Genomic DNA, 23,858 nt, shown 5'->3' with positions numbered 1-23,858 from the left:
CTGCCTATTTCGTCTCTATACATGCTTGCAGCGAGGTGTTAAATCGCGCTAAAAATCCGGGGTGATCGCTCAAAAACTGTTTGGAGAAATGCACCATCAAATCCTGTTTTTTCTCGCGAACCGTGTGGAAATAGTCGAGCGGTACGCCCGCTTTTTTCATCGCGTCCTGAAACACCAGTTCGTACTCATAAGCCACATCCAGATCGCCTTCGAGCAGCATCTGCAACAATGCATCCGCATCGCGCGGTTTTTTAATCACGTTGTAGCCTTTGCGTTTCAAGCTCAGCCATTTGTTGGTGTTGAACTTAGCGCCAAAACGCAGGGTGTATTTGTTGCTGCCATCATCCAAGTCTGCGGTGATATTCGGCGCGCTAAACCAGGCGAGATATTCCGACACGACAGGAATCGACGCTTCGGCGTACGTCGCGCGCTGTGAGTTCACCGAACCAGAGAAGAAGCCGTTCATCTGGTTAGATTCCACCAAGAGCTGCGCCTTATCCCAGCGCATCACACGAATCTCATAGGGCTGATCCATATCACCCAGCGCACACTTCACCCGGTCCACCGCCAACCCACCGATGCGCCCCTGTTCGTCGACCGTCTGGTACGGCGTCCAGATTTGCGTGGCCAGCAACAGTCGCTCGGCGGCACTGGCTGAAGCACAGAAACCACCCATCAGCAGCGCGTACAACGCGCTGCGAAAATGGGAGCGTAATGTGTGTTTGCCCGGCCCGGTCATACGATATCCAGCAGCAGGGCACCGCCTTGATTGAGATCCGCACTGACCGAAACTTTCTGGATCGGCAGCCCTTCACTCAGGCGCTGAATGCACTCTTCCGCCAAACGTGGCATCAGAGAGCGGTTGATGATTTGCTCCACCGCGCGGCCACCCGTGGTAGGGTCCGTGTTGCGTCCCACGACAAAATCAACGAAGGCCTGATCCCAGATAAACTCGGCCTTGTACTGCTCGTGCAGTTTTTTCGCAATGCGGTTAAGGCTGATCGCGGTGATCTGGCTTAGCTCGTCCTGATTGAGCGGGTAATAAGGCACAATCGTGGTACGGCCGAGGAACGCAGGCTTAAAGTGACGCAGCAGCGCTGGGCGGATTTGCTCCAGCAGATCGTCATTTTCCGGACGTTGTTCGTTGTCATCACACACATCGCAAATCGCCTGATCGGCCGCGTTGGAGGTCATGATGATGATGGTATTTTTGAAATCGACCGTGCGGCCTTCGCTGTCTTTAATATGGCCTTTATCAAAGATTTGGTAGAACAGGTCATGCACACCCGGATGCGCTTTTTCCATCTCATCCAGCAGCAGCACGGTATATGGGTTGCGGCGAATCGCTTCGGTCAGCACGCCGCCTTCACCAAAGCCGACATAACCGGCCGGTGAACCGAGCAGCATGGAAATTTTGTGCTCTTCTTTAAACTCCGTCATGTTAATCACGGTCATGTTGTTTTCGCCGCCGAAGACTTCATCTGCGAGCGCCATCGCCGTTTCGGTTTTGCCGACACCACTCGGGCCACACATCAGAAACACGCCGACAGGTTTACGGCTGTCGGTTAAGCCAGCTCGTGAAATACGGATACTTTTCGCCAGCTCGTTGATCGCAGTTTTCTGGCCAATCACACGGCGGTGGAGCGAGTCTTCCAGCGACAGCAGTGACGCCACTTCTTCTTTGACCATGTTGCCGCTTGGAATGCCCGTCCAGCCAGAGATCACTTCCGCGATCACCTGCGCATCGACCATTGGGAACACCATGGGCTCTTCATCTTGCAGTTGAACCAGCTCGTCCAACTTGCCTTGCAATACTTGCTGGGTTTGAGGGTCCGCCGCTTCGCCAGCATGGAAGCGGGTCTCAATCTCACCGGTCAGCTGTTTGATGTCCGCTACCAGCTCTTTTTCCAGCTCCCAACGTTCCGTCAGCGTGAGAAGTTCTGCTTGCTTGCGCACCACGGTATCTTTGATCGACTGGCGATCAACCGCGCTGCCCACCAGCACTGTGTCTTCATTCTCCAGCGCTTCAAGTTCGCTGTTGAGGTAGCGCAGTTGCTGCTCAAGCGATTCGATCTGCTCCGGTTTGGCGCCCTGCGTCAGCGCAATGCGCGCACAGGCCGTATCCAGCAGACTGATGGCTTTGTCGGGTAACTGACGAGAGGGCAGATAACGGATAGAGAGCTGTACCGCCGCATCCAGCGCGTCCTCACGAATGAACACACCGTGGTGACGACGTAGCGACTGTGCCACGCCGCGCAGCATTTGCAACGCATCGTCCGCACTTGGTTCTTCCACTTTGACGACCTGAAAACGACGGGTCAATGCGGGATCTTTTTCAAAGTACTTTTTGTATTCCGCCCAGGTTGTCGCAGCCATAGAGCGGAACTCGCCACGAGCCAGCGCAGGTTTCAGCAGGTTAGCCGCATCATTCTGACCCGCTGCGCCACCCGCCCCAATCAGCGTGTGTGCTTCATCGATAAAGACAATGATTGGCGTCGGTGAGTTTTTCACTTCGTTGATGACATCTTTCAGGCGGTTTTCAAACTCGCCCTTGATGCTCGCACCAGCCTGCAACAGACCCAGGTCCAGCGTATGAATTTCCACGCCCTGAATTGCTGGCGGGACTTCACCGCTGACGACGCGCAGCGCCAAACCTTCAACCACCGCGGTTTTACCCACCCCCGGTTCACCGACCAAAATCGGGTTGTTCTGACGTTTACGACACAAGATATCAATCGCCAGACGCACTTCGCTGTTACGACCCGAAATCGGATCAATTTTGCCCTCACGAGCCTGTTGCGTCAGGTTGACGGTGTATTTATCCAGCGCGCCACCTGCGACCGGACCACTGTGGCCACTGGCAGCAGGCGCAGAAGAAGAACCCGCCTGAACGGTTTGCAACTGCGTAATCTGAGCAGACAACGCTTCCTGAGACACCTCTTTCAAACTCTCCAGTGCCAGTTTCTTCACGCCAAAACTGTCGGTTTGAGTCAGTACCAACAGCAGATGCAGGCTGCTGACCTGCCCCTGAGAGAAATTGACCGACGCCTGCAACCAAGCTTCTTCCAGCAGCGAGCTCAATGCACTGCTGATCGCAGGTTGGCTGGCAGAGCCTTTCGTCAGGCGTTCAATACGTGCAGTCAGTTCGGCCATCAGGCGGTTCGCATCGATGTGCTGTTTATTGACGAACGCCATCAGATGCGTTTCTTTGGACAACAGCAGTTGCACCAACCAGTGTTCAATTTCAATGGCGGCCACCGTTTGTGTCATCGCAGCACCGGCTGCTTCTTCCAGTGATGCTTTCAGCTCCGGGGCCAGTTTACTGACCAGGTTGCCCAGTTTTACCTGTGACATAGACGTTCTCCGATTGTAATAATATTTTCCGATAATCCGCAGCGCGACGCTGCGGGGAAAGACAGCTGGCTTCGCCTAGGCGAACGCCTCCAGCCACGGCCGATATCACCGGGGCGTTGATGTATTCACGTTTCACATACAGGTACAGGCGTGTTTCCAGACTTTCACGCAGGTAAGACTGCACCAGAGATTTCAGTGAACGGGCAAAATGACGATTGCGCTCTAAGCCAATAAATTCATTGCGGTTGCGCGGCGTGATCCAGATTTCCAGCGTTTGGTAGGCCTGATTGCCCTGACGGCCCATGACCATGCCACGGCCAAGACGGTGGTTCTGACCACTGTGACCGCCGATACGGGTTTGGTCCTGATTGCGAATGCGATAAACCGCCGAAGGCACCACTTTGGGGGTGATATCGAGGTCGAAATAGTCACACAGAAGGCGCTTGAGTTGCGCCAGATTGCGGTTGCGGGACGCGAGAGCCAGACCATAGCGCAGCACACTTTGATCGACTTTCTGGCCGCGCTGCATAGGCAGCGAGAACATACAGGCCAGCGCCTGCTTCTGAGTCAGGCGTGACAGCGCATAACGAGACGCCGCTTCGCGCTCCTCTCTCAGGATCAGGTTCGCCGCGCTTTCCACATAGGCTTTGAGTTCGTAATAACGCTGGTTAAACACATCCAGAAAACGTTGTAACGCGCGATCATCCTGATGCAGGCTATGCAGCATCTCTGCATAGAGATAATCGGGAATGACTCCTTTGCAGCCGGACAACGCTTCCAAGCCGAGCTGAACACGCACTTCGTCATGATCTTTTTCGATACGCGTGACTTCAGTCGGCGCGCCATGCGGCATCGGATCCGATTGCAAACGCACCGACAGCGACTCTTGTTGGCTGATGGCCTGCAACAGACGAATCACCTGCACGAAATCAAATTCATGCGGGTGAGTCAGCAAATGCTGTTTGACGGTCTGGCGCGAGCTCAGAGACATAGCTGACTCCCGTGCGTTTTTTCAAAATGAATACCAGCCTCGTCACTACCAAACCGCTCCACACTGACCTGGACGAAACGGTCAAAACTGCAATATTGGCGGAAATAGGCATTCAGCACTTCGCTGACCACGGCAAAGTTGCTGTCGAGCAGTTCATCATCGATCAGGATCATCACCTCGGTGCCGGACGCAAAAATGCTGCGGCCATTGATCGTCAGTGGCGCGACCACGTGGTTGTAGGCCACTTTTTTAATCGCATCCGCGACGGCGCACTGCGCGCTGTTACTGCACAAACGCAGCACGTCCTGCAGCATTCGGGTCGGGTCTTCGTTCTGAATCAACCCGGAAAAGTTCGCGTTGAGCATTGCCACAAAGCGCCAGCTCAGCTGATTGTCCAGTGGCGGGTATTGCGGCGCGGTCGGCGTTTTCAGCAGTTTCAGATCGCCCGGTAGATCAATCGCAGCCAGCGATTCCATCACCTCATTCGCCGGGATGAGGCACGGCAAACGGCCGTTACACACGTGCAAACGCAGCGACAGCACCACCGACTCCTGAGCCGGTTGCAGCTCGGTATAACTGACGGAAATGTCCATCTGACGGCGGCCACGCTCGTCCCAGAACTGATGAATCTGCCAACGCGGTGACTCATCATCAAGCCAGTATCCGCCTTCGTAGTTCGGACTCAGCGGCACTTCGCCCGTCGGCAGCACTTCGTTGACTTCGCCCACACTGACCACCGTCAGTTCGTTGTTGGCACGCGTGTCCGCGACAACCGGCATCGACAGGCGCGTGAAGTCGTAGCGAATCGGATCGCCATACTGAGCGTAGAGATTAATCACCGGCGCGGTATTGAGCGCCAACACGTCACGACTGAACAGGCGCAGATATTCCGCCGGCAGTTGACGCACAAAGAAGTTGAGCGTGACGCGATTGGCGTCAAAACTCATCAGTTCCTTGCCAAGATCAGCAATCCGCAAGTAGGCCGCTTTATCCGGGTAAGCAAAGTAGTCACGCAGCAGGTCGAAGCCACCCAAGTGGTTGCCATATTGAGGCAGCCAGTGAAAATCGGGATCGGCCACGCGGGATTTCAACCGCGTCGCGTCGACGACACGTTGCTGACCAGATGCATCAAATACCGACAACACTTCGGTATTGAGCAGCAGCATGTCAACCAGACCACGGGCGCTGTTTTCAAACCCGCGCACATAGAAATCAAAATGTTGCAGCGATAACTGCGAAAACAAAACGGAAGGATCGCTGCACGCCAGCTCGACCTGAATCACCGCTTCTGCACGGCGCAGTCCGGCTGGCGTCGGGAAATTAAACGGCGCCGACTCGGCACGCAACGCCGCAATCACATACGGCTCAATCGTCAATGCCTGCGCCAGCGTAAAGCGGCACTCGGCGTCATTCACTTCCACCGCCACTTCCGAGCCTTGCGGCAACACCACCGCTTCGGTCACTGCGTTGTCTTCAAGGTTGAGCGACAGCGGCGCATAACTCGGCACAATTTGCAGATAGCCGGGATACAGGACGTGAAACAGATCCTGCAGGATCTCGGGGAACTGCTCATCCATGCGTTTTTCAGTTTTCGCGGTCAGCAGCGCCACCGCATCAATCAGGCGACTGATATTCGGGTCTTCCTGACTGCTCTGATTCAAACGCATCGACGAAGCGTGTTCGGGAAAGTCTTTGCCAAACCCATCCAGCGCACGACGAATGTAGGTGAGCTCGCGCTCGAAATAACTCAATAATTGATCAGACAACTTCTTGTCCCTCCATACGGGCGGTCTGGCTGGACAGACTGATATTGGAATCAAACAGGAACACGTGCTCGCCGTTGGCGGTTTTCACCTTGGCCATCAACGAAAAACGCATCACGTTTTTGCCCGGCTGGCTCTCTTCGACAAAGACGCTCACTTCTGACAGGCGCGGCTCAAAGGTTCTGACCCACTTTTCCATCGAACGGGCAAACTGATCTTTGTTGATCTGGCTGCTGATACTGTGTGCGCAGTCCAGACCGAAGCAAAAGTTGGAGGCTTCGACGGCCGAAAAGCCTTTTGGCAGCGCCATCATCGGCGCTTCAGAATTGAGCAGCGCCGTCAACTGGTAGCGTACCGAATCGAGCAGCTCATGATTGCTGCTGCCGCTTTTATCGAGAAATGTGCGCCAGAAACTCATACCAGACCTCCGGCAAATCTTGGTTCTCTTTCCGGACCGAGGTCCGTCGACAGCAGCACTTCGCCGCACACGTTGTCGAACTGGTACTGCGGCTGAACGAACACGTCACAGGTATAGCGACCATGTTGACCATCGATTTCACGCACCTCAACCCGGCCTTTACTGAGCGGATACTTGGCCAACGTCGCTTCATCGGCGTTAAACAGGTTGCTGGAATACTTATCCAGCCAACGGTTGAGGTAGGTTTCACACTCTTCTGCGGTTTGGAAGTTACCGATCATGCTGCGGATCTGCACTTTGAGATAATGCGCAATGCGGCAGATCATGAGCGTGGTTTGGATCTGGCCCATCACCGACTCGGTATCGTCTTTCGCTTCACTCCAGATGGAGTTGTTGCCGCGAAAGAAATATTTGTCCGTGGTCAGGCTGTGACAGAGCGGAATGAAGCCTTCGTCGGCGTAAAACGTGCCCATCTCGGTGATCAAACGGATATCGGGAGTGGGTCTGAGTGTGGCACTGACGCCTGCGCCGCCCGGCGGCACATTGCCGAGCGAGCCATAATATTTGTCCTGCCAGCGCGACTTCATAAATCCAAACCAGTTGATGCGATTGAATTCACGAATCGCAACCGAGGCAAACAGATACGCCGCGCTGCCCCACAAACCTGCCGGATTCGCGCTGTATTCCCGAAATTGAATGGCGCTGCTGGCGCTGCGGCCATACGCTTCGCGCAGGCGAATCTTCGGCACCACCAAACCAATAAAACGGGCGGAAGACAAACGTCTCACCCGCTGCCAGGCCACAAATTCCGGACCGTGTAATATTTTCTTTACCCGTTCAATGTCTGAAAACCAGTCGGCACCTGATTCGCCAAAAAAGTCATCCGACGGAGAGAGAATAAACGGACAAAGACAAAGATCACCCAGTTGAGACAATAGCTCTAAGGTGTAGAGGTCATCGTAGTCACCATCAAGACTCATCGACAACGCATGATCCACCACCACCATACCAAATGGCTGACCACCGGAGGTATTGAGCTCGCGGTTACCAATCAGGTTATAGAGGGATGTGCGTCGCAACGAAACAGCGGTGTTGAGTTCCTGGGAGAGATCCTCCCAGGACATATTTCTGATTTTAATCTGCACTTTCTGGTAGTTCACCGGCAGAGACACTAAGGCCTCGACCCCTTTCCAGGACGCTTCGAGGCGAGAAAAATCAGGATGATGAATGACGACTGACAGCTGACGCGACATGCGGTCATCAATCTCTGCAATCAAACGCAGCAATGATGCCAACAGCACCTCACGATTACTCAACATCTGTGGGTCGAGTTTCAACAGTTGCGCCAACGCCTGAGGCAGAAAATCTTCCGCCTCAGGGTTTAGCTGGCAAAACGCGTGTTGAAAATCAGCATCAAACATAGCATTCATCTCAGCAGTCAATCTGGCCTTAGCCTGGAATCTTAGTAACCATACGTACAGACGTGGTTAGCTCTTCCAGTTGTAGCCATGGACGCAGATGCGCCACTGCTGAATAAGCGCCCGGACGACCCGGTTGCTCCACCACTTGAATACGAGATTCACACAGAGGCGTTTTAGAACGTTCTGCATTGCCCACCGCACCTGAGTTGGTGTACTGATCAATCCAGGTTTGCAGATCTTTCTGCACGTCCGCCGCTTCCAGATTTGAACCCAGCATGTCGCGGCCCATCACTTTCAGGTAATGTGCGATACGGCTACTGGCCATGATGTAAGGCAGACGGGCAGAAATTGCCGCGTTACCCGTTGCATCAGGGTCGGTGTACGTTTTTGGTTTCTGCGCAGTTTGGCTGCCAATAAACACGCCGTAGTTGGTGTTCTTGTAGTGCACCAGAGGCAGGAAGCCCAGATCGCTCAACTCTTTTTCACGCTCGTCGGTCAGGTTGACTTCAATCGGACACTGCTGCATCAAGTCGCCTGCTTCTGACTTGTAAGTCAGGTTTGGCAGGTTCTCGACTTTACCGCCGTTGTCCAGACCACGAATTGCCGTACACCAGCCGAACTGAGTGTGCGCCTGAGTCATTTTCAGGCCCAGTTCGTAAGCTGCGTTTGACCACACCAGTTGCGCATTGTTTTTTGGCTTCGGATTGCCATCCGCGTCGGTTGCCAGTTCTTCGTATGCGAACGATTTGGTGCCCAGACCTTTGTCGCCGTATGGCAGACGTGCCAGAGTCTGAGGCAGTGTCAGCACGACGTAGCGTGAATCATCGCTTTCGCGGAAGGCATTCCATGATGCGTAGGCTGGCGAGTCAAAACCAGACGCAACGGGTTTACCCTCGTTGAAGGTTTCAAACGAGTCAAACTCAAACATTTCCGGGTTCGCCGCCGCGATAAATGGCGCGTGGCTTGCCGCTGCGGTTTCGCCCATGTAACGCATCAGCGCCACATCTTCATCTTTGTGTGAGAAGGTGTAGTCGCCAATCAGCGCACCGTAAGGTTCACCACCCGCCGTGCCGAATTCTTTCTGATACAGCGCATCAAACAGCGGGCTGCGGTCAACCGCAGGTGCGTCTTCAAATTGCTCAATCAGTTCATCTTTGGTGAAGTCCACCAGCTTGATCTTGAGAGACTGACCCGTTTCACTTTCAGTGACGAGCTTGTTCAGACCACGCCATGAACCTTCCAGACGACGGAAATCATCCTGCTGCATGATTGCAGACAGCTGACGAGACATCTGCTTGTCGATTTCCGCGATCGCATTTTCGATGGTTTTCGTCAGGTTTTTGTCCCAAGTGACGGTCCCGCTCAGCGCTTGTTCAGCCAGAACGGAAAACAGTTCCTTGGTTTGATCAGCCGGAGTCTGGTTGGTCGCGGCAATCGCGCGATCCAGCAGGCTGAGTGACTCGGTACCAGCTTCAGGGCTAACCTGATTCTCTAACTCAGTACTCATTACTCTTCTCCTTTCGTCTCAAGGCCCAGTTCGCTTGACAGCGCGTTGATCTGGTCTGCGCTTTGCAATACTTCTTTGAGCAGTTTTTCCAGATCACGTGAACGGTCAGCCTTGGACAGCAAGGTTTTCAGTTGCTGGCGTGTTTCAGCCAGTTTCTTCAGTGGATCAACTTGCTCGATCAGCGCATCAGGCTGAAAATCCTTCATTGAGGAGAAGGACAACGCAGCCTCAAATTGGCTGCCGTCATCAACCAGCGTATTGTCCACTTTCAGCTTAAGTTCTGGACCGATGCGGTTCAGAACAGCGTCAAAGTTGTCTTTATCGATTTGGTAGAACGTGCGATCTTCCAACTCTTCCCTGTCTTCTTTGTGCGCCGAAAAATCCCCGATCACACCGACGACAAACGGAAGTTCTTTTGTTTCAACGGCACCATTCGTTTCAACGTCGTAAGTAATACTGACCCGGTTTTTGCTGACACGTTTATGCTGAGAATTTAAAGCCACGTTGTGTCTCCTTCCTTGCTAAATTAAGCTGCTTTCGACTCTAATTTGCCTGTAGTACAGTCAAACTTCACAGTGTCGCCTTTCTCGATCTTGCCGCCTGCGCTTTCTTGGTAGTAAACCTTAGTCAGCGTGGTGTAAGTCATGGCAAAGTCTTCCACTGGCAGGTTGCCGTCCGAACCGTGGATGTTGTAGCTCGCGATACGTGCCTTCTCCAGAGTCAGAACCATGTATGGCTCAGAACCAGCACCATCACGAGATGGTTTGGTCAGCAGAATTTCAACTGTTTTACCTTCTGCACCTGGTGCAAACAGGAACGTCGTCAGGTGAGGTGAAGCACCGTCAGAGTTACGCGTAACCGACACTGCATCCAGAGATACCATGCCTTTGTCTGCGTTGTTTGCGTTGCCCACATCCACGCTCACACCGCGGTTTGCACCCCAGTTCATGGTGTCGATAGCAAAGAAACCTTTCTTGCCGCCAATGTCGCCGATCGTCGCTGCACCTTTGATATTGTCCAGTCCGTCAATGCGCATGTAGATAGATGCCATAGTTATTCCTCTTTCGTTTTCCGTTTGTCATAGGTGTTATGACGGTTGAGTACCGTTACGAGTAAGTAACAAATACCGTTTAAGTAACGACGACTTCGTCGGATTACTCATTGTTATTCGGTTCCCCACCCAATTGAGAGTGAGTGAACACTACCATTCAATCGCTGACAGACCGCTCTCGCTGCCGTTTGCCGTCGATGAAGTTGGGGATACCGAAGGCGCAGCCTCCGGCATCGTAATTTGTGGTGCTGAAGCAACGGGTGCCGCTGCACGGCTTGCCTGATGCTGCGCGCTTTCCAGACCTGCCAATTGTTCAATGCGTTGCTGCACTGCGTTGTTGTCGCCGACCAACTCTTCCAACAGTTCAGGAAGAGACATGCCACCCCAGCGAATCGCACGTTTCAGCAGCAGATATATAGGGCTGTGGGGTTCGGTGGCGAGAAAGTAGTCCGCAATGCGTTGCAGTTCGGCAAATGCCTGTTCACGTGACGCCAGCGCATCCTGAGACACAACAGGTACCGCCACCGACGCCGCAGTTTGCGTCATGACAGGCGCTGTTTGTGACTGACCCTGCGTTGGCTGATGGGCAGATTCAGTTGATGCAGAGTGAACGGTGGCCATGGTTTGCTCAGGCACCGTTTGTGGTGTTTCCGCGTCAGCCATCGCCGCGTCCAGAGGCCAACGGGCAAATTGATCGCCCACCAGAAAATGAATCGCATTGATCAGGCGTTCGACCGCCTCTTTCACAAAGCGAAAATTAATCGACTGGGTACCGGCCGCCGCACATTTCTGCTGCAGGGTCTTTTCCAGAGCAAGAAGAGCATCTTTACTTGCACCGAGTGCCAGAATGCGCGCTTCCACTTCCGCCTTCTCACGAGAAAAATCCGCCAGCGCGACCGCTTTCAACTGCGGCAACGAACCCGATTTTTCTGCCGCAAAGAAACGGCCATAATCAATGTCGCCGACCAGAGGCAGCATTTGCAGCGGCATGTACAGCAAGCCACTTTCTGCGGAATCGCCAACCAGTTGCAGCAGCGGCTTCACGCGGTGTTCCGCCACTTCTTTGAATTGTTCGGCGTCGCTGTCTGCTCTGCGTTTGTTCTCCGGCAGTGTTGGCTGGAGTGAGTCCCAGAAACTCTCGATCATCTGCTCCAGCGTATGGAGCGCCTGCGCCAATGACTCGAAAGGCGAAGCAGAGAAGAGCTGGGCCATGGTGAACCAGGAGTAAATTTCGACATCTTTGGACTGCTCAGTCAGACAGCTTTCACACAGTTTGGCCAGAGCATCCCAGTTCTCCGCGTTGGTATGGACCACCACCGCGTCCTGCATCGCATCCGGTGTTTCCACCAGTTGGCGGAACGAGGATTGTGCGACGTTGAATGCATTCCGATACGTGCGATACAAGGTGCGATTATCCTTGAGATATTCGCCACTCGGTTGTTCATCAGATATCGGGTTGAGCAGATGTTCAAACATATCGGTTCCTAACCTTTTCTATCGTCTGCGAATCAACGCTTAGCGTGGAAACTTGACGCCAAACCCGTGACACCTGGCAAATTCTGAAACTTAGTAAATTTGCTCCAGATAAAGCTCGACAGGTATGCAATCGCCCACGCTTGAGCGCCCTGCAAGCTGATGTTAGGCGTGCCACTTTTCAGCGACAACGCAAAGGCCTGACCACCACGGATCACCAGTGGACGCGTGCCGTTGGCAAACACGTTGTGCTCCGTGACGGTTTTCGTGCGGTTGGTCTTTGGGTCGAGCTTTTGCGTTTCGCGCGTATCGAGAAGACGCAGCTCTCGGGTCAAAAATTTGGACAGAATTTCGCAAGCCAGCAGCACATTTTGATCACCTTCGGCCATGCTGCGGCAGTGAGTAATCGACGTGCGCAACTTGTCACCGATTTTGCCTTTGATGTCGCCGCCGACCGTGATGACGCAGTCGTCGTTATCCCAAACAAAACGTTGCTCGCCTTGGATATAAGCCAAACGCGTCAGATTGTAGAAAGCGTGTCCGTAGGCTTTACCGCGCGACATTTGCGATACGTTCAACTGCAGCTCAACAATGTGCGGAATGGTCCGGCCTTTGAAATCAATATCCATCGCCAGAAAGAACTTCACATCTTTGTACACATCTTCAATATTCTTGGCCCACAGATCCTTTACCGCAGGGGTTCGGTCAAATTGTGGTTTCTTCAATGCGGTAAATTCATCGGTGGTGTAGATGAAATCCCGAAACGCCAGCATCTGCGCTATGGTGCTGAACACGATGGTGGCTCGTGCGATGTCTTTGACTTCCAACGGTGTTTTCACCCCTGCACCAGTGATATCTGTGGTCGTATCATCCCAATTCGTAATGCCACATTTTTCCGCAATACGTTGACGGGTTTTCAACGGACCTCGCGAGTAGGTAATGCGTTTGCCAGACTCGTTGTTGACCTTCTGGGTCAAGTTTTGCATGAACGAATTTAGCTTTTGGTTGGCCAATTTGGCCTGCTCGACCAGTTCTTCAATCTGGCCACGCTTGTCATAAGTGCTGGTAAATGTCGTCTGAGAGATACGATCTCCCCAGGTGTAAGTACTTGGCATAACGATTCCTATTTTTCTTGTCGCCTTTTCAGGCCGTCCGAGTTCCGATGGATTAACCGATCAATACAGTTGCCGCTCCGGCCACAATCGCACCGCCGTGGCTGGTGCTGTCGCCCAGCCGTGCCGCCGGTGTGCTGTTGATCAGCACCGTGGTACTGCCCGCCGCAATGGTGTCGGGTGGCCCGACACAGGTAATTGAATCGCCCACCACCGCAGCAGGCAGGCTGCCTATCAGTACGGTTGCCACGCTCGGTCCAATAATCGGGCCACCAACGTGGGGCACACTCCCTGTCGCCATCGAACAGGTATGCATGTCGGTGAGTCTGGCTGCGCACATGCCCATTACATTGGTTCTCCGTTTGCTGAGCCGTTACCACCCTCGGCTAAGTCACGGGCCATACGAAAGACATTGCGGTAAAAGGTTTTATTGCCTTTCCACTCGGGAACCACGGCAGCGGTGTTGATCGCCCCGGCGACCGCTTTGGCATACAAAAACTCCGCCGGCATCACAATCGGGTTGCCCAATGGTGCGATACTGCCCGTGCCGCTCCAGAACACCGCTTGTCCCAACCAGCGAGGCGCGCGATCATTAGCCAGTGACTTGATTTCACTTTCAATCCGGCGACGCAGCGCTTCATTGGGTTCCATCACCCAGCGCATGCAGTCATCAATCAGCTTTTGCTCTTTCGGATGCCAATCTTCATGGCGCGCTTTTAACGCCAACGCCGTCCACCAGATCGCTTCTCGCATCGGCAGGGCGTGAGCCAGAAAATGAGTCAGGTCAACGTTGAGCCCCGCCTCTTCCAGCACGGTCATGGCCGCTTGTGGCGTATCCTGCAGTTCAATTAAATCCATCGCATCGTCAGATAACTTGGTACGTTTCACGACACTGGACGCTGCCGGATAAGGAATCTTTTTCATCATGTTTAGTTCACCATCACCAATGCGCCGCTGATGGACGCCTGACCATCAGAACTCAGTTCCGCCGTCGCACTGCCCGACACTGTCGCGGTGACATCTGCGCTCAGTGTCGCGTTGAGGCCAGACACGGTGGCCGAACTGCTGGCCGACGCGGTAAAGCTGCTGCCCGCACTCAGAGACATCGAACTGCCCGACGACGCACTCAGAGAACCATCGGAATCGAGACTGATCGAATCACCCGATTGGCTGATGTCGCCACCCGACAGGGAAATGGCAGAATCCGCGGTTAACGCGATGGTGCTGCTGGAAATCTCAATCTTGTCGCTGCTCATCACAATGCTGCTGTCACCCACTTTTAAGGTCAGTGAATCACTGCCCGTGATGGTGATGTCTTTGCCGTCTTGCGTGATCGACTCCGTCACGGTCAGCGCATACGATTTTTCCGTCGTCAGCGTGATGCCCTCTTTGGCCGACAGGCTGTGTGACTGTTCAATCGTTTCCGTCAGGTTCTTGGTGACCGCCAAGGTCATTTCTCCACCCACGGTTTCACTGTGATCGTTCACGACTTCACTGGTGAAATCCTTGGCGGCGTGCAGATACAGCAGCTCATTGTCTTTCTTGTCGTCGAAACGCAGTTCGTTTGACTCGCCCGCCAGCTTGGTTTTCACGCCACTTTCAGTGGTGTTTTCCGTTGGGTATGGCGGAGTGTTGGTCGAGTTATAGACACTCGCCACCACCACGGGCTGATCCGGATCGCCGTTGATGAAACTCACCAGCACTTCCTGACCCGCACGTGGCAGGAATTGCATGCCGTAGCCGCTACCGGCCATGCCTTGAGCGACGCGAACCCAGCAACTGGTTTTGTCGCCAGTTTCGTCATCCCAATGGAATTTGATCCGCACGCGACCAGACGTATCACTGGCAGGTTCACTCTCAGTACTGCCCGCCACAACCGCAGATTGCAGGCCGTGTAATACGGGCCGAGCTTTCGCCGGCGGATAGAACACCTGATCTTCTGGCACACACACCAACTCAGCCTGCGCGCTGAACGCATTGCCTTTTTGGTTTTCAAACTGGTAATGCAGCTCGGTCACCAAATAATTGCCTTCTTCGGCACTGTCTGAATGCGCCGCCAGTTTCAGATACTGACCGACACACAAATCTGCCGATTGTGTCTTGGCGTTAACACGGTCATAACCAGAATCAAGCTGACCACGCTGCAGCGTGCCAAGGGTTGAGGTCAGGCTACTGAAATCATTGGTGATCGATGCCGTCGGATAACGGTACTCTTTGAGTTTGGTGTTACCGGAGACAGAGTAGCCCGACGCCTTGGCGCCGCTGGTCACCACTTTCGATTGTGAGTAGTCGTAACCGGCAATTTCCAGTGAGGCGCTGTGAAACGCATACTCACGCTGCCACGTATCTAACACATCGTAATCACCCGATGGTACGGCGGCGTAATCCAGCGTCGCCATGTCGCTTTGTTCAAACGACATCTGCGCTTCCTGCAGATAGAGTTTTGCCGCGTTGGCATCTTTGCCGAAGTAAAAATGCACGCCATCTTCGGCGAGTAAGCGCGTGACAAACTCAAAATCCGACTCACCGAACTGAACGCAATATTCACGACTGGTCGATGGCATGCTGTTGACGGTGTACTTACCGCTAAAGCCCAGCTCATCGAAAATGGACGTCACGATGTCCTGCGCGGTTGACTCCTGAAATACGCGGCACTGGCGTGAATGCTTGAGCAGGAACAGCCATGGCTGAACGGTCAGTTTGATGCCGTAGTAACTTGAATCAATCCGTTGCGACTGAGCCTGAGCTTTCACCACATAGCCTTGGTACTGACGCAGGCTGGTGCGCGAATCGCCAATCACGTTGTAGACATAGCAACTGACTTCAGTGCCAATCCAATCCGCAGGCGAAGAATCCGACACGATGATGTCGGCTTGCCACTCATAGTGCTGGTTGATCTGCTCAGTCACACTCAGGGTTGAAGCCACAAACTCATTGCCGTTGGCATCCTGAACCACCAGATAGCTGCCTTGCGCATCAATCAATTCATTCATCTGCGACGCCTCTTAATGCCGTGTCTTTGCGGTCAGTCATCATTGAGCCTGCTCCTGCTGCACATTGACCAGATCGGCAAATCGCAGTAGCTGAATGGGCGGAAACAGTGACATTTTGCGGGCAACATCCATATTGATGGTGATGGCGTAGTTGCTCAGTTCAGCAATCGGTAAATCACCCGGCTTGGCATCATCAAACAAAATCTTGCTCGCTTGGTTGGCGGCCAACTGCCCCACACGGTAATACTTGTTGGACACCGAAATCAGCGCCGACGAATTCGTCACCATCGAGTCATAAGCGCTCGCGACGGGCAAACCGTATTTCATCGCGGCTTGTGTAAAACTGTCGCTGTTCGCCAAGTTGTACGAGCTGGATCCGACGTACACAACGTCGACACCCTGCTCGGCAAGGTGCTGCATTTTCTCGTCAAACTGGTTCGGTAGTGGCTTGCCCGCTTTATCCAGCGCATAGGTCTCGGTATACACCGCAAAGCCCATCGATTCTGAAAGCTGCTTGAGCTCCTGCGTGTTCAGTACAGAGTTAAGCTCGGCCGTCGAATAGACCACGCCGACTTTAGTCACCGGGAAATATTCACGCATGGCGCGAATCTGAGTGTCTTCGCTGATGCGGTTGCGAATGCCCGCCACCATTGGGCGACCCGTTTTATCGGCGGCGGCACTGATGTCTGCGCCGACCGGGTCAGCGACAACCATGAACATCACCGGAATATCGCCCAGCTTGGTTTGTTCGCCGAGTTCAGCGCGCGTGCCGATCATAGCTTTACTCACGCTGGTGCCCCAGGTCACCACTAAATCCGGCGACATAGCTTTGGCTTCGTCCAGAAGATCCGCCAGTTTGCTGGTGTCGCGCTGCGCATCGCGCACAATGACATCAACCGGCAAGCCATTATTTTTAAGGTAATCCTGAAAGCCCTGACACGACTCTTCGCATCCGCGCCAAACCGTCATCAGTACCGTTTTGTGTTCTTCAGCCGCCAGCGTTTGTGCAGAAACCAACAGCAACAGACCCGAAAGAATGGATTTCATAGTTCGGCCTCCATGCCGCGACGGCGCGCGGGCATGTTCAGGAAGAGAATCATCATCACACCGCAGAAAATAATGCCGCACCCAACAATCGCCATCGCAGCGCCGAAGTCGTACACCGCCAGCAGCGAAGCAACAATAACCGGGCCAAGCACGCTACCAATACGTTCCGCGGTACGCAGCACGCCCAGCACTTCCGTGCGGCCAACTTCAGGCGTGTCTTCCGACGCTTCCAGCGCACACGCGATCAGGGGGGCTTTCAGAATGGAGTGCGCAATACCCATCAGTGTCACCGCCATCAGCATTTTGATGATGGACGCTTCGCCATAGAGCGACACCAGAATGCCACCCGACAGAATGGTGCCGAGCACGATCAGTTCACGCATCTTCTTGGTGCGGTCAGCAATGCCGGACGCAATCGGGCTGAGCGGAATGATCACCAAAGAGTAAATCATCATGATGCGGCCAATTTCAGACTGGCTGGCATCAAGTGACACCAGATACAGCGGCACGGTGAAGTAAAGAAAACCGGTCAGGACGATTTTGGCTGGAATCGCGCAGCACACGGTCACGGCCACAAAGCGGGCATTTTTTGCCAGTAGTTTGATACTGCCTTTCTTTGCGCCCTGCTTTTTGCCATCGTTGACGCTGCCCGAGAACATGCGCCACGCCAGCAGACCGGCAAACGCGGCCAGCGCAGCAGAAATCAGAAACACAGGTTGATAACCAATACGGTCAGCAATGATGCCGCCCAGTGCCGTTCCACACATGGTGGCCGTCATCAGCACGCCGACAAAGATTGACATGCCTTTGGCGCGGTTTTCCGAGGTGACCACCGCAGCGATGTAGCTCTGACAACTGATGGTGATCACCGCGTAACCGAGTGCGGTTACGCCGCGCGCCATCACGATGTCCATACTGTTGGTCGCAAAGGCGCAGCCAAAGTAGCCACCAATCGCCGGGATCAATCCCAACAGGAACAGGCGTTTCTGGCCCCAACGATCCACCCACTTTGCGGCGAAAGGCGTACACGCAGCGATCACAAACATGAAGACCGAAATCGGCAGGCCCAGCATCACATCTTTGGAGATCCAGGAAGAAGGCTCATAGAATTCTTCAACGAACAGCGGCATGAATGATTTTTGCAGCTCTTCGGCAAACGAGAACACAAACAGCGGAATACGCGCATCGACAATGTCGCCTTTTCTCATGCCCAGTCGGTTTTGCAGGCGAAAACGTTCTGCAATCGATTTAAGACGGTTTTGCAGCTCTAGCGCACTTTCGCTGTTGAGCAACCCGAACAAGCGGCTGAAGCGGCTTTGCAGTTCACGTGAATCCTGATTGAGGCGGTCAGCAAATGTGCCGATGGTGCCGTGGGTCGCCACACTCTCGTTGACGGAGAAGTCACCTTTCACCTGACGCTTGAGGATCGATTCTGACTCTTCCAGCGGGCCGGAGATGTAGAACATCACCACGACCATGACGACCTCGAAACAGACCAGCAGCACGGCCACCAGCACAATAGCGATATCAAAGAAAATATCCGTCAGTTGCGACTGAACGTAAGTTGCGCTCAGGCCGACATACACGCGGCCAGCGGTTTGACCAGACGTATCAATATCAAGGCGGAACACATCACTTTGCGGTGAGTTGCCCAGAAACGACGATTCAAACAGTAGTGGCAGCTCTTTCACCACCACGCTAAAACGATCGAGTAGTGACGCGCCGAGATACTGAGTCGATGATTTTTCAAACGTCTTGTCGTCGGCCAGATCCAAATTGGACACTTCGCCCGCTTTGTACAGCACAGTATCGCCTTGAGTCACTGCGACAAACGTCAGCTCAGGGTACTTATCCAGTGAATCTTTCAGGTAGGCATCCATACCGCGAATCTGGTCGAATGGCACGCCCGCATCAACCGCCGTGGTCAGATCATCATGCACACTCTGCGCAATGGCATTGGCTTTCTTCAGCAGCTCAGGTTTCACCGAAAAGTTGAATTCCACCAGCGTGTAAACCGCGCTCAGTCCCGAGGCAATAAAGGCGCTCAGAATCGTAATCAGAATCAGACGGCGGTTAATAAAACTGGCCATACTTTTGGCTTTGTTCATGAACGAACCTCAGTGTTTTGAGTCGATGGCTGACTGGCCGTCAGGTCCTGAAGCTTTTCCAGCTCTTCAGAAACCAGTGACTTCATCTTTTCGCTTTGCTTAATTTGCTCTGCCAGACTTTGGGTCATCTGACCTTGCGGGATCTGTTCAAGACGCTTTTGATCACCAGTGGAGTAACCGTGGATGAGCTTAATGACGTTGGTGACATCACCAAAACCAATACGGATGATGAAAAACACCAGCAACGACGCGAGCAGGAAAATCACCACAGTGGCTTCCAGCAGGTGCAAACGCACCAACGCGTAAACACCAAACAGGGCGGATTTGTTGTAGACGATGACAATGCTGCCAGCGAACGCACCGAAGCTGTCGTAAATTTGCAGGCCACTGTAGAGTTCTGAGTCGTCGCTCAGCGTCCACCTTGGCTCACTGGACTTAAGGGCGCGGCGAACCACGTCTTCAGGCAAGCTTTGTACAGGGCTATCGTCAGCATAAGACTGCACCAACGGTTTGCCATGTTGATCAATCAATGCCACCGCAACCACATTCGGTTCACGAACACGGGCTTGCTCAATTTGTTGTTTGAGGTTTTTAGCGGACTGATAGGGAATACCGAGACGTTCGACCCTTTCCACCGAATTGGCGAGTGAGGAGGAGATCACTTCCAGTTTTGAAGACACCACGTGCGACATCAGGCTGTCGAACTTCATGTAGTTCATTAAGTACAGCAAACTGAGTACGGAAAGGAGGATCACCCAAACGGTAATCACCAACCGTAGATGCACTTCAAAGAAAGCTCTCATATATACAGTTACCCAACCAATATATTGTTATTCACTTATTCACAAGCGAGATACTAGATTGGGAATTTGCATAAATTGTGCAGCTTGCGATTTTTCTCACTCAGAGTGAACTCAGATCACAAAAAAATATCGTTTTTGCCGAATTATTGATCATAAATTAGTATTATCTTATAAATTAAAATCTAAATTAATATTTCTTAAATTACTAATATTTAAAGGAATTTTTTAGAATATTAGGCTGCGTTATTGATAGGAATATATTGAAGGTTGCGGAGAGAAATCATCAGTGAATATGTGGCTTTCTCATTGAGGAATAATAGCCAATATAAATGTAAGGATATAAAAGCAGCCCTACTCCTTTTGCTAAATCAAAGCGATTCATCAACAAAACTATCGATAAGTACAGCACACTCCATACGCCACCTTTAGCGGTGAATCTGCCACTACGACACTTTTGCCTGAAACATTGGACAATAAAAAGCGCCACACTTAACCAGTGGGGCGCTCTTGAATTTACTGGGCGAAAAAATCGCGCTTACAGATATTCGCACAAATATGCAGTCGCAACGGCTACCTGCAGATCAAAAGAGGAATTACCTTCCACTTCAAACGCTTCACCTGAGTTGAACGTTACCCAGTCTGCATCAGTCGCGCGTTTAATGGTCAACGCACCTTTCACAACGGTCATGCGCTCTGGTGCACCTGTACCGAAGGTGTATTCGCCCGGCGCCATAACGCCGACGGTGATTTCGTTACTATCCTGCTGAAAACCCAAAGACTTTACGTTGCCTTCGAAATAGCTGTTCTCTTTAATCATTGTTCTTCCTTGTCAAATTTAGTGCTTGCCGAGTCGCGGCCTGCGCGAACGGACGTTCTGTTTTTAACTCAAGAGCGCGCTTTACACAAGCGATTGTCACCCCTTTGGCTGCGACTTTTACACCAACACGCCGCATCGCTATTGACCTCTTTGGTGCGGCATCTTCTTTCCGTTGGCAACAGCATTGATAGAAAACTCAATTTTTGAAGCAAGATCATAATTTATTGTGGGAAATTTGCGCTCACTTTGCGCCTACTCCACTCTATGTTTCTCTATTTTTGCGATACTTTTGCAACAGATAGACGCCAACTGCTCCATGTTATTTTCGCGCGACCATTTTATGAAAAAAATAAATGGTGCCGCAGAGATAGCCTCGTCAGACGAGGTCACGCGTGCAGACACAGGGTAGCCGGGACAGGAGTAAATCACGGTGGCAACAGGGAACAAGCGAACCAAAACAGACAAGATGAGAGCGGGATCGCCCAGAATATCGAAAGCCAACATGTTCAGAATCGTCTTCTGGAGTGGTTTGTCTCTGCTCGCCTGTGCATTCGCGGCTCTGCTGCTGTTTAGCTACAAGGATTATGTCAATCCCGAGCAGGTATATGGCTCCTGGATAGAAATCGGCACGCCCAGTTATCAGACCGAGATCCTGACGTTCAATGAGCAAGGCGTATTTCGTAACAGTCGGCTGGTGAGTACCAACTTCGAGTACGATGGCAAAAATATTGAGGTCGAAACCGGTTTGGGTCGCATGACCTACCAAATCGCTGGTACAAGAAATTCACCGCAGTTAAAACGGGTAGAGCCCACAATACCAATTCAACGCTTCATCAAAGAAGGGTATGAAGACACGATTGAAGAGGGTGAAGGCACCGCAGGCCAAGCCAGAAGATCGGCACTCTCCGCCCACTTCAATGAGAAATAGCACTTACCCCGTCAAAACATTATCTTCCGGATACTTGAGCAGTGTCGCCTGTGGACGAGCCAGCATGTAAGCCAGAGTGAGCGGACCGATACGGCCGATGATCATTACGGCAATCATGATGTATTTGCCCGGCTCACTCAGCTCCGCGCTTAATCCCGCGCTCAGCCCCACTGTTGCAAATGCCGAGATGGTTTCAAACAACACCACTTCGAAACGCGCGTTCTCGGTCAACATCAACAGAAACATCGCCGTCATCAACAAGGCGCCACTGACCACAATGATGGCCAACGCTTTGGTCACTGTCGGCCAGTTAACCGTGCGATGAAACATCACCACATGATTTTTCTGCCGCAAGAAAGCCCAGGTTGCCACAAATGCCACCGTAAAGGTTGAGACTTTAATCCCGCCCCCGGTAGACGTAGAACCCGCGCCAATTAGCATCAGGATGATCATGATCAGCATCGCCGGCTGAGTCATTTGTGCGACATCAATGCTGTTAAAGCCAGCGGTACGGGCGGTTGCTGATTGGAAAAAGGCCGCCAGCCACTGTTGCCAGAGCGGCAGGGATTGCATCGTCTCCGGGTTGCGATGTTCCAACGCCCAAAACAGCAGCGTACCAACCAGCAGCAGACCCGGCGTGGCAATCAGCATGATTTTGGTGTGCAGGCTGAAGAAACGCCAGCCTGAGCGCCAGTGCGCCCATACATCGCCAACCACCGTAAAGCCAAGACCGCCAAAAATAAACAGCCCCGCCAACGTGAGCAAAATCGTCGGATCGCTGGCATAACTCGTCATACTGTCGGAGAAGAGTGAGAAGCCCGCATTGTTAAATGCCGATACGGCGTGGAACAGCGCGCAAAACAGTCCTTCCGCCCAGCCCAGTTGCGGCACCCAACGAAACGACAGAATAACCCAGCCAATCCCTTCGGCAATGAGAGCAAAAATGATGATGCGTTTTACCAGCCGCTGCAGGTTGACCGAACGGTCCTGCCCCAGCGCATCTTTGGCTATCGCCTGTTGTTTGAGGCTAAGACGCACGCCAAACATGTACAGCAGCACCGCTGACAGCGTCATCTGACCAAGGCCACCGATTTGCATCAGTAGCATCAACAGAATCTTGCCTTCAATCGTAAAATGCGTGCCGGTATCGACCACCCCCAGCCCGGTCACACTGATGGCCGACGTGGCGGTGAATAGCGCATCGGTAAAACTGAGTCCGGTTTTTGAAAACACAGGTAACGTCAGCAGCACGGCCGCTGGAACGAGTACCGACAAAAAACTGACCAGAATGATTTTCGGTTCTGATCCGCTTTTGTTGTTCTTATCTTTATCCAGCGCGTAAAAAATGCCGCTGCGTTCGAGAGACATCATAAGGTTTTCAACTGTTTGGTGAGGGTTTGTTGAGGGCCAACGACAATCAGCATGTCACCGATTTCCATCACGGTATCGAGGGATGGCGCTTTCGTCATTTCAGGGCCACGTTTAAAGCCCAGTACCTGAACACCGTGTTCCTGGCAGATCGCCATTTCATCAATCCGTTTGCCCATCATACGTGAACCAATCACGACCTCAGTCAATGCCAACCCGCTGCCCAGTTCGATGAACTCCAGCACGCGGCGGTCGAGCATTTTACGGGCTACGCGAATCCCCATATCCCGTTCCGGCATGATGACGTGGTCTGCGCCCACTTTCTGCAGAATCTTCACGTGGAACTTATCGTTGGCTTTGACCCACACCGATTTGGCACCGGATTCCTTCACCACCAGGGTTGCGAGAATGGAAGCGTTGATGTCTTCACCAATCGCGACCATCACCATGTCGTAGTCTTTCAGTTTGAGTTCAAATACGGTTTCTTCAATGGTGCAATTCGCCACAATTGCCTGAGTCGCGTAGTTCATTGCCGCCTTGACTTTGTCTTCGTCGATATCGACCGCCAGCACTTGTGCGCCAGCTTCTGTCAGCTCCTGACAGACCGACAGCCCAAAGCGTCCCAACCCAATCACTGCAAACTGCTTGTCACGAATTTTCATTATGTTGCCTTATACGAATACTGACGTAAGGCAGAGCCTTCA

The 23,858-nt window shown here is 52.8% G+C and carries 21 protein-coding genes; 1 reads left to right on the top strand and 20 read right to left on the bottom strand.

What is annotated here, in order from left to right:
• Window positions 1-4: 4 nt before the first annotated feature.
• The 18 genes from JIG40_RS08125 to JIG40_RS08040 all read right to left on the bottom strand — a co-directional run bounded on the left by JIG40_RS08125 (window position 5) and on the right by JIG40_RS08040 (window position 20,858).
• Complete coding sequence (locus JIG40_RS08125) at window positions 5-739, bottom strand: transporter substrate-binding domain-containing protein (RefSeq protein WP_154183103.1); 735 nt, start codon at window positions 737-739, stop codon at window positions 5-7.
• Window positions 736-3,354: a type VI secretion system ATPase TssH gene (gene tssH / locus JIG40_RS08120; RefSeq protein WP_199465119.1), complete on the bottom strand. Its 2,619-nt coding sequence runs from the start codon at window positions 3,352-3,354 to the stop codon at window positions 736-738. The genes JIG40_RS08125 and tssH overlap by 4 nt, the downstream gene beginning before the upstream one ends.
• Complete coding sequence (locus tag JIG40_RS08115) at window positions 3,320-4,345, bottom strand: type VI secretion system baseplate subunit TssG (RefSeq protein WP_199465118.1); 1,026 nt, start codon at window positions 4,343-4,345, stop codon at window positions 3,320-3,322. The genes tssH and JIG40_RS08115 overlap by 35 nt, the downstream gene beginning before the upstream one ends.
• Window positions 4,336-6,111, bottom strand: a complete 1,776-nt coding sequence (tssF, locus tag JIG40_RS08110) for a type VI secretion system baseplate subunit TssF (RefSeq protein ID WP_199465117.1) — start codon at window positions 6,109-6,111, stop codon at window positions 4,336-4,338. Before tssF ends, JIG40_RS08115 begins: the two co-directional genes overlap by 10 nt.
• Window positions 6,104-6,526 carry a type VI secretion system baseplate subunit TssE gene (gene tssE / locus JIG40_RS08105; RefSeq protein WP_004727572.1) on the bottom strand — a complete coding sequence of 141 codons (423 nt, stop codon included), beginning with the start codon at window positions 6,524-6,526 and terminating at the stop codon, window positions 6,104-6,106. Before tssE ends, tssF begins: the two co-directional genes overlap by 8 nt.
• Complete coding sequence (locus JIG40_RS08100) at window positions 6,523-7,956, bottom strand: type VI secretion system contractile sheath large subunit (RefSeq protein WP_233920929.1); 1,434 nt, start codon at window positions 7,954-7,956, stop codon at window positions 6,523-6,525. Before JIG40_RS08100 ends, tssE begins: the two co-directional genes overlap by 4 nt.
• Before the next feature lie 19 nt (window positions 7,957-7,975).
• Window positions 7,976-9,454 (bottom strand): type VI secretion system contractile sheath large subunit, encoded by a 1,479-nt coding sequence (gene tssC, locus JIG40_RS08095; RefSeq protein ID WP_014257730.1) that lies wholly within the window; start codon window positions 9,452-9,454, stop codon window positions 7,976-7,978.
• On the bottom strand, window positions 9,454-9,957 hold the full coding sequence (gene tssB, locus JIG40_RS08090) for a type VI secretion system contractile sheath small subunit (protein WP_104965043.1): 504 nt from the start codon (window positions 9,955-9,957) through the stop codon (window positions 9,454-9,456). Before tssB ends, tssC begins: the two co-directional genes overlap by 1 nt.
• A 23-nt stretch (window positions 9,958-9,980) precedes the next feature.
• Window positions 9,981-10,505 (bottom strand): type VI secretion system tube protein Hcp, encoded by a 525-nt coding sequence (locus tag JIG40_RS08085; RefSeq protein ID WP_004727569.1) that lies wholly within the window; start codon window positions 10,503-10,505, stop codon window positions 9,981-9,983.
• A 150-nt stretch (window positions 10,506-10,655) separates the two neighbouring features.
• Window positions 10,656-11,981, bottom strand: coding sequence for a type VI secretion system ImpA family N-terminal domain-containing protein (locus JIG40_RS08080; protein WP_199465116.1), 1,326 nt, complete (start codon window positions 11,979-11,981; stop codon window positions 10,656-10,658).
• Window positions 11,982-12,013: 32 nt separating this feature from the next.
• The gene (locus JIG40_RS08075; protein ID WP_154183094.1) at window positions 12,014-13,093 is read right to left on the bottom strand and encodes a hypothetical protein; all 1,080 of its coding nucleotides are present in this window, start codon (window positions 13,091-13,093) and stop codon (window positions 12,014-12,016) included.
• A gap of 52 nt (window positions 13,094-13,145) precedes the next feature.
• The gene (locus tag JIG40_RS08070; protein WP_199465115.1) at window positions 13,146-13,436 is read right to left on the bottom strand and encodes a PAAR domain-containing protein; all 291 of its coding nucleotides are present in this window, start codon (window positions 13,434-13,436) and stop codon (window positions 13,146-13,148) included.
• The gene (locus JIG40_RS08065) at window positions 13,436-14,017 is read right to left on the bottom strand and encodes a hypothetical protein (protein ID WP_158129437.1); all 582 of its coding nucleotides are present in this window, start codon (window positions 14,015-14,017) and stop codon (window positions 13,436-13,438) included. Before JIG40_RS08065 ends, JIG40_RS08070 begins: the two co-directional genes overlap by 1 nt.
• Before the next feature lie 2 nt (window positions 14,018-14,019).
• Window positions 14,020-16,083: a type VI secretion system tip protein TssI/VgrG gene (gene tssI / locus JIG40_RS08060; RefSeq protein ID WP_199465114.1), complete on the bottom strand. Its 2,064-nt coding sequence runs from the start codon at window positions 16,081-16,083 to the stop codon at window positions 14,020-14,022.
• Window positions 16,084-16,122: 39 nt separating this feature from the next.
• Window positions 16,123-17,130 carry an ABC transporter substrate-binding protein gene (locus JIG40_RS08055; RefSeq protein WP_199465113.1) on the bottom strand — a complete coding sequence of 336 codons (1,008 nt, stop codon included), beginning with the start codon at window positions 17,128-17,130 and terminating at the stop codon, window positions 16,123-16,125.
• Window positions 17,127-19,238: an MFS transporter gene (locus JIG40_RS08050; RefSeq protein ID WP_199465112.1), complete on the bottom strand. Its 2,112-nt coding sequence runs from the start codon at window positions 19,236-19,238 to the stop codon at window positions 17,127-17,129. The genes JIG40_RS08055 and JIG40_RS08050 overlap by 4 nt, the downstream gene beginning before the upstream one ends.
• Window positions 19,235-20,041 (bottom strand): hypothetical protein, encoded by an 807-nt coding sequence (locus JIG40_RS08045; protein ID WP_172559007.1) that lies wholly within the window; start codon window positions 20,039-20,041, stop codon window positions 19,235-19,237. Before JIG40_RS08045 ends, JIG40_RS08050 begins: the two co-directional genes overlap by 4 nt.
• 535 nt (window positions 20,042-20,576) lie before the next feature.
• Window positions 20,577-20,858, bottom strand: a complete 282-nt coding sequence (locus tag JIG40_RS08040) for a pyrimidine/purine nucleoside phosphorylase (protein WP_024375139.1) — start codon at window positions 20,856-20,858, stop codon at window positions 20,577-20,579.
• 487 nt (window positions 20,859-21,345) lie between these two features.
• Here JIG40_RS08040 and JIG40_RS08035 point away from each other — a divergent pair, with 487 nt between their 5' ends.
• Window positions 21,346-21,786: a DUF2850 domain-containing protein gene (locus tag JIG40_RS08035; protein ID WP_024375140.1), complete on the top strand. Its 441-nt coding sequence runs from the start codon at window positions 21,346-21,348 to the stop codon at window positions 21,784-21,786.
• Window positions 21,787-21,789: 3 nt separating this feature from the next.
• Here JIG40_RS08035 and JIG40_RS08030 read toward each other — a convergent pair whose 3' ends face one another.
• Window positions 21,790-23,157 carry a TrkH family potassium uptake protein gene (locus JIG40_RS08030; protein WP_199465111.1) on the bottom strand — a complete coding sequence of 456 codons (1,368 nt, stop codon included), beginning with the start codon at window positions 23,155-23,157 and terminating at the stop codon, window positions 21,790-21,792.
• Window positions 23,154-23,816, bottom strand: a complete 663-nt coding sequence (locus JIG40_RS08025; protein WP_032080917.1) for a TrkA family potassium uptake protein — start codon at window positions 23,814-23,816, stop codon at window positions 23,154-23,156. Before JIG40_RS08025 ends, JIG40_RS08030 begins: the two co-directional genes overlap by 4 nt.
• Window positions 23,817-23,858 lie beyond the last annotated feature (42 nt).

Origin of the sequence: Vibrio sp. bablab_jr001 (assembly GCF_016464285.1) — a bacterium.
GTDB lineage: Bacteria > Pseudomonadota > Gammaproteobacteria > Enterobacterales > Vibrionaceae > Vibrio > Vibrio fluvialis.
This window is presented reverse-complemented; position numbering and strand designations above follow the sequence as displayed.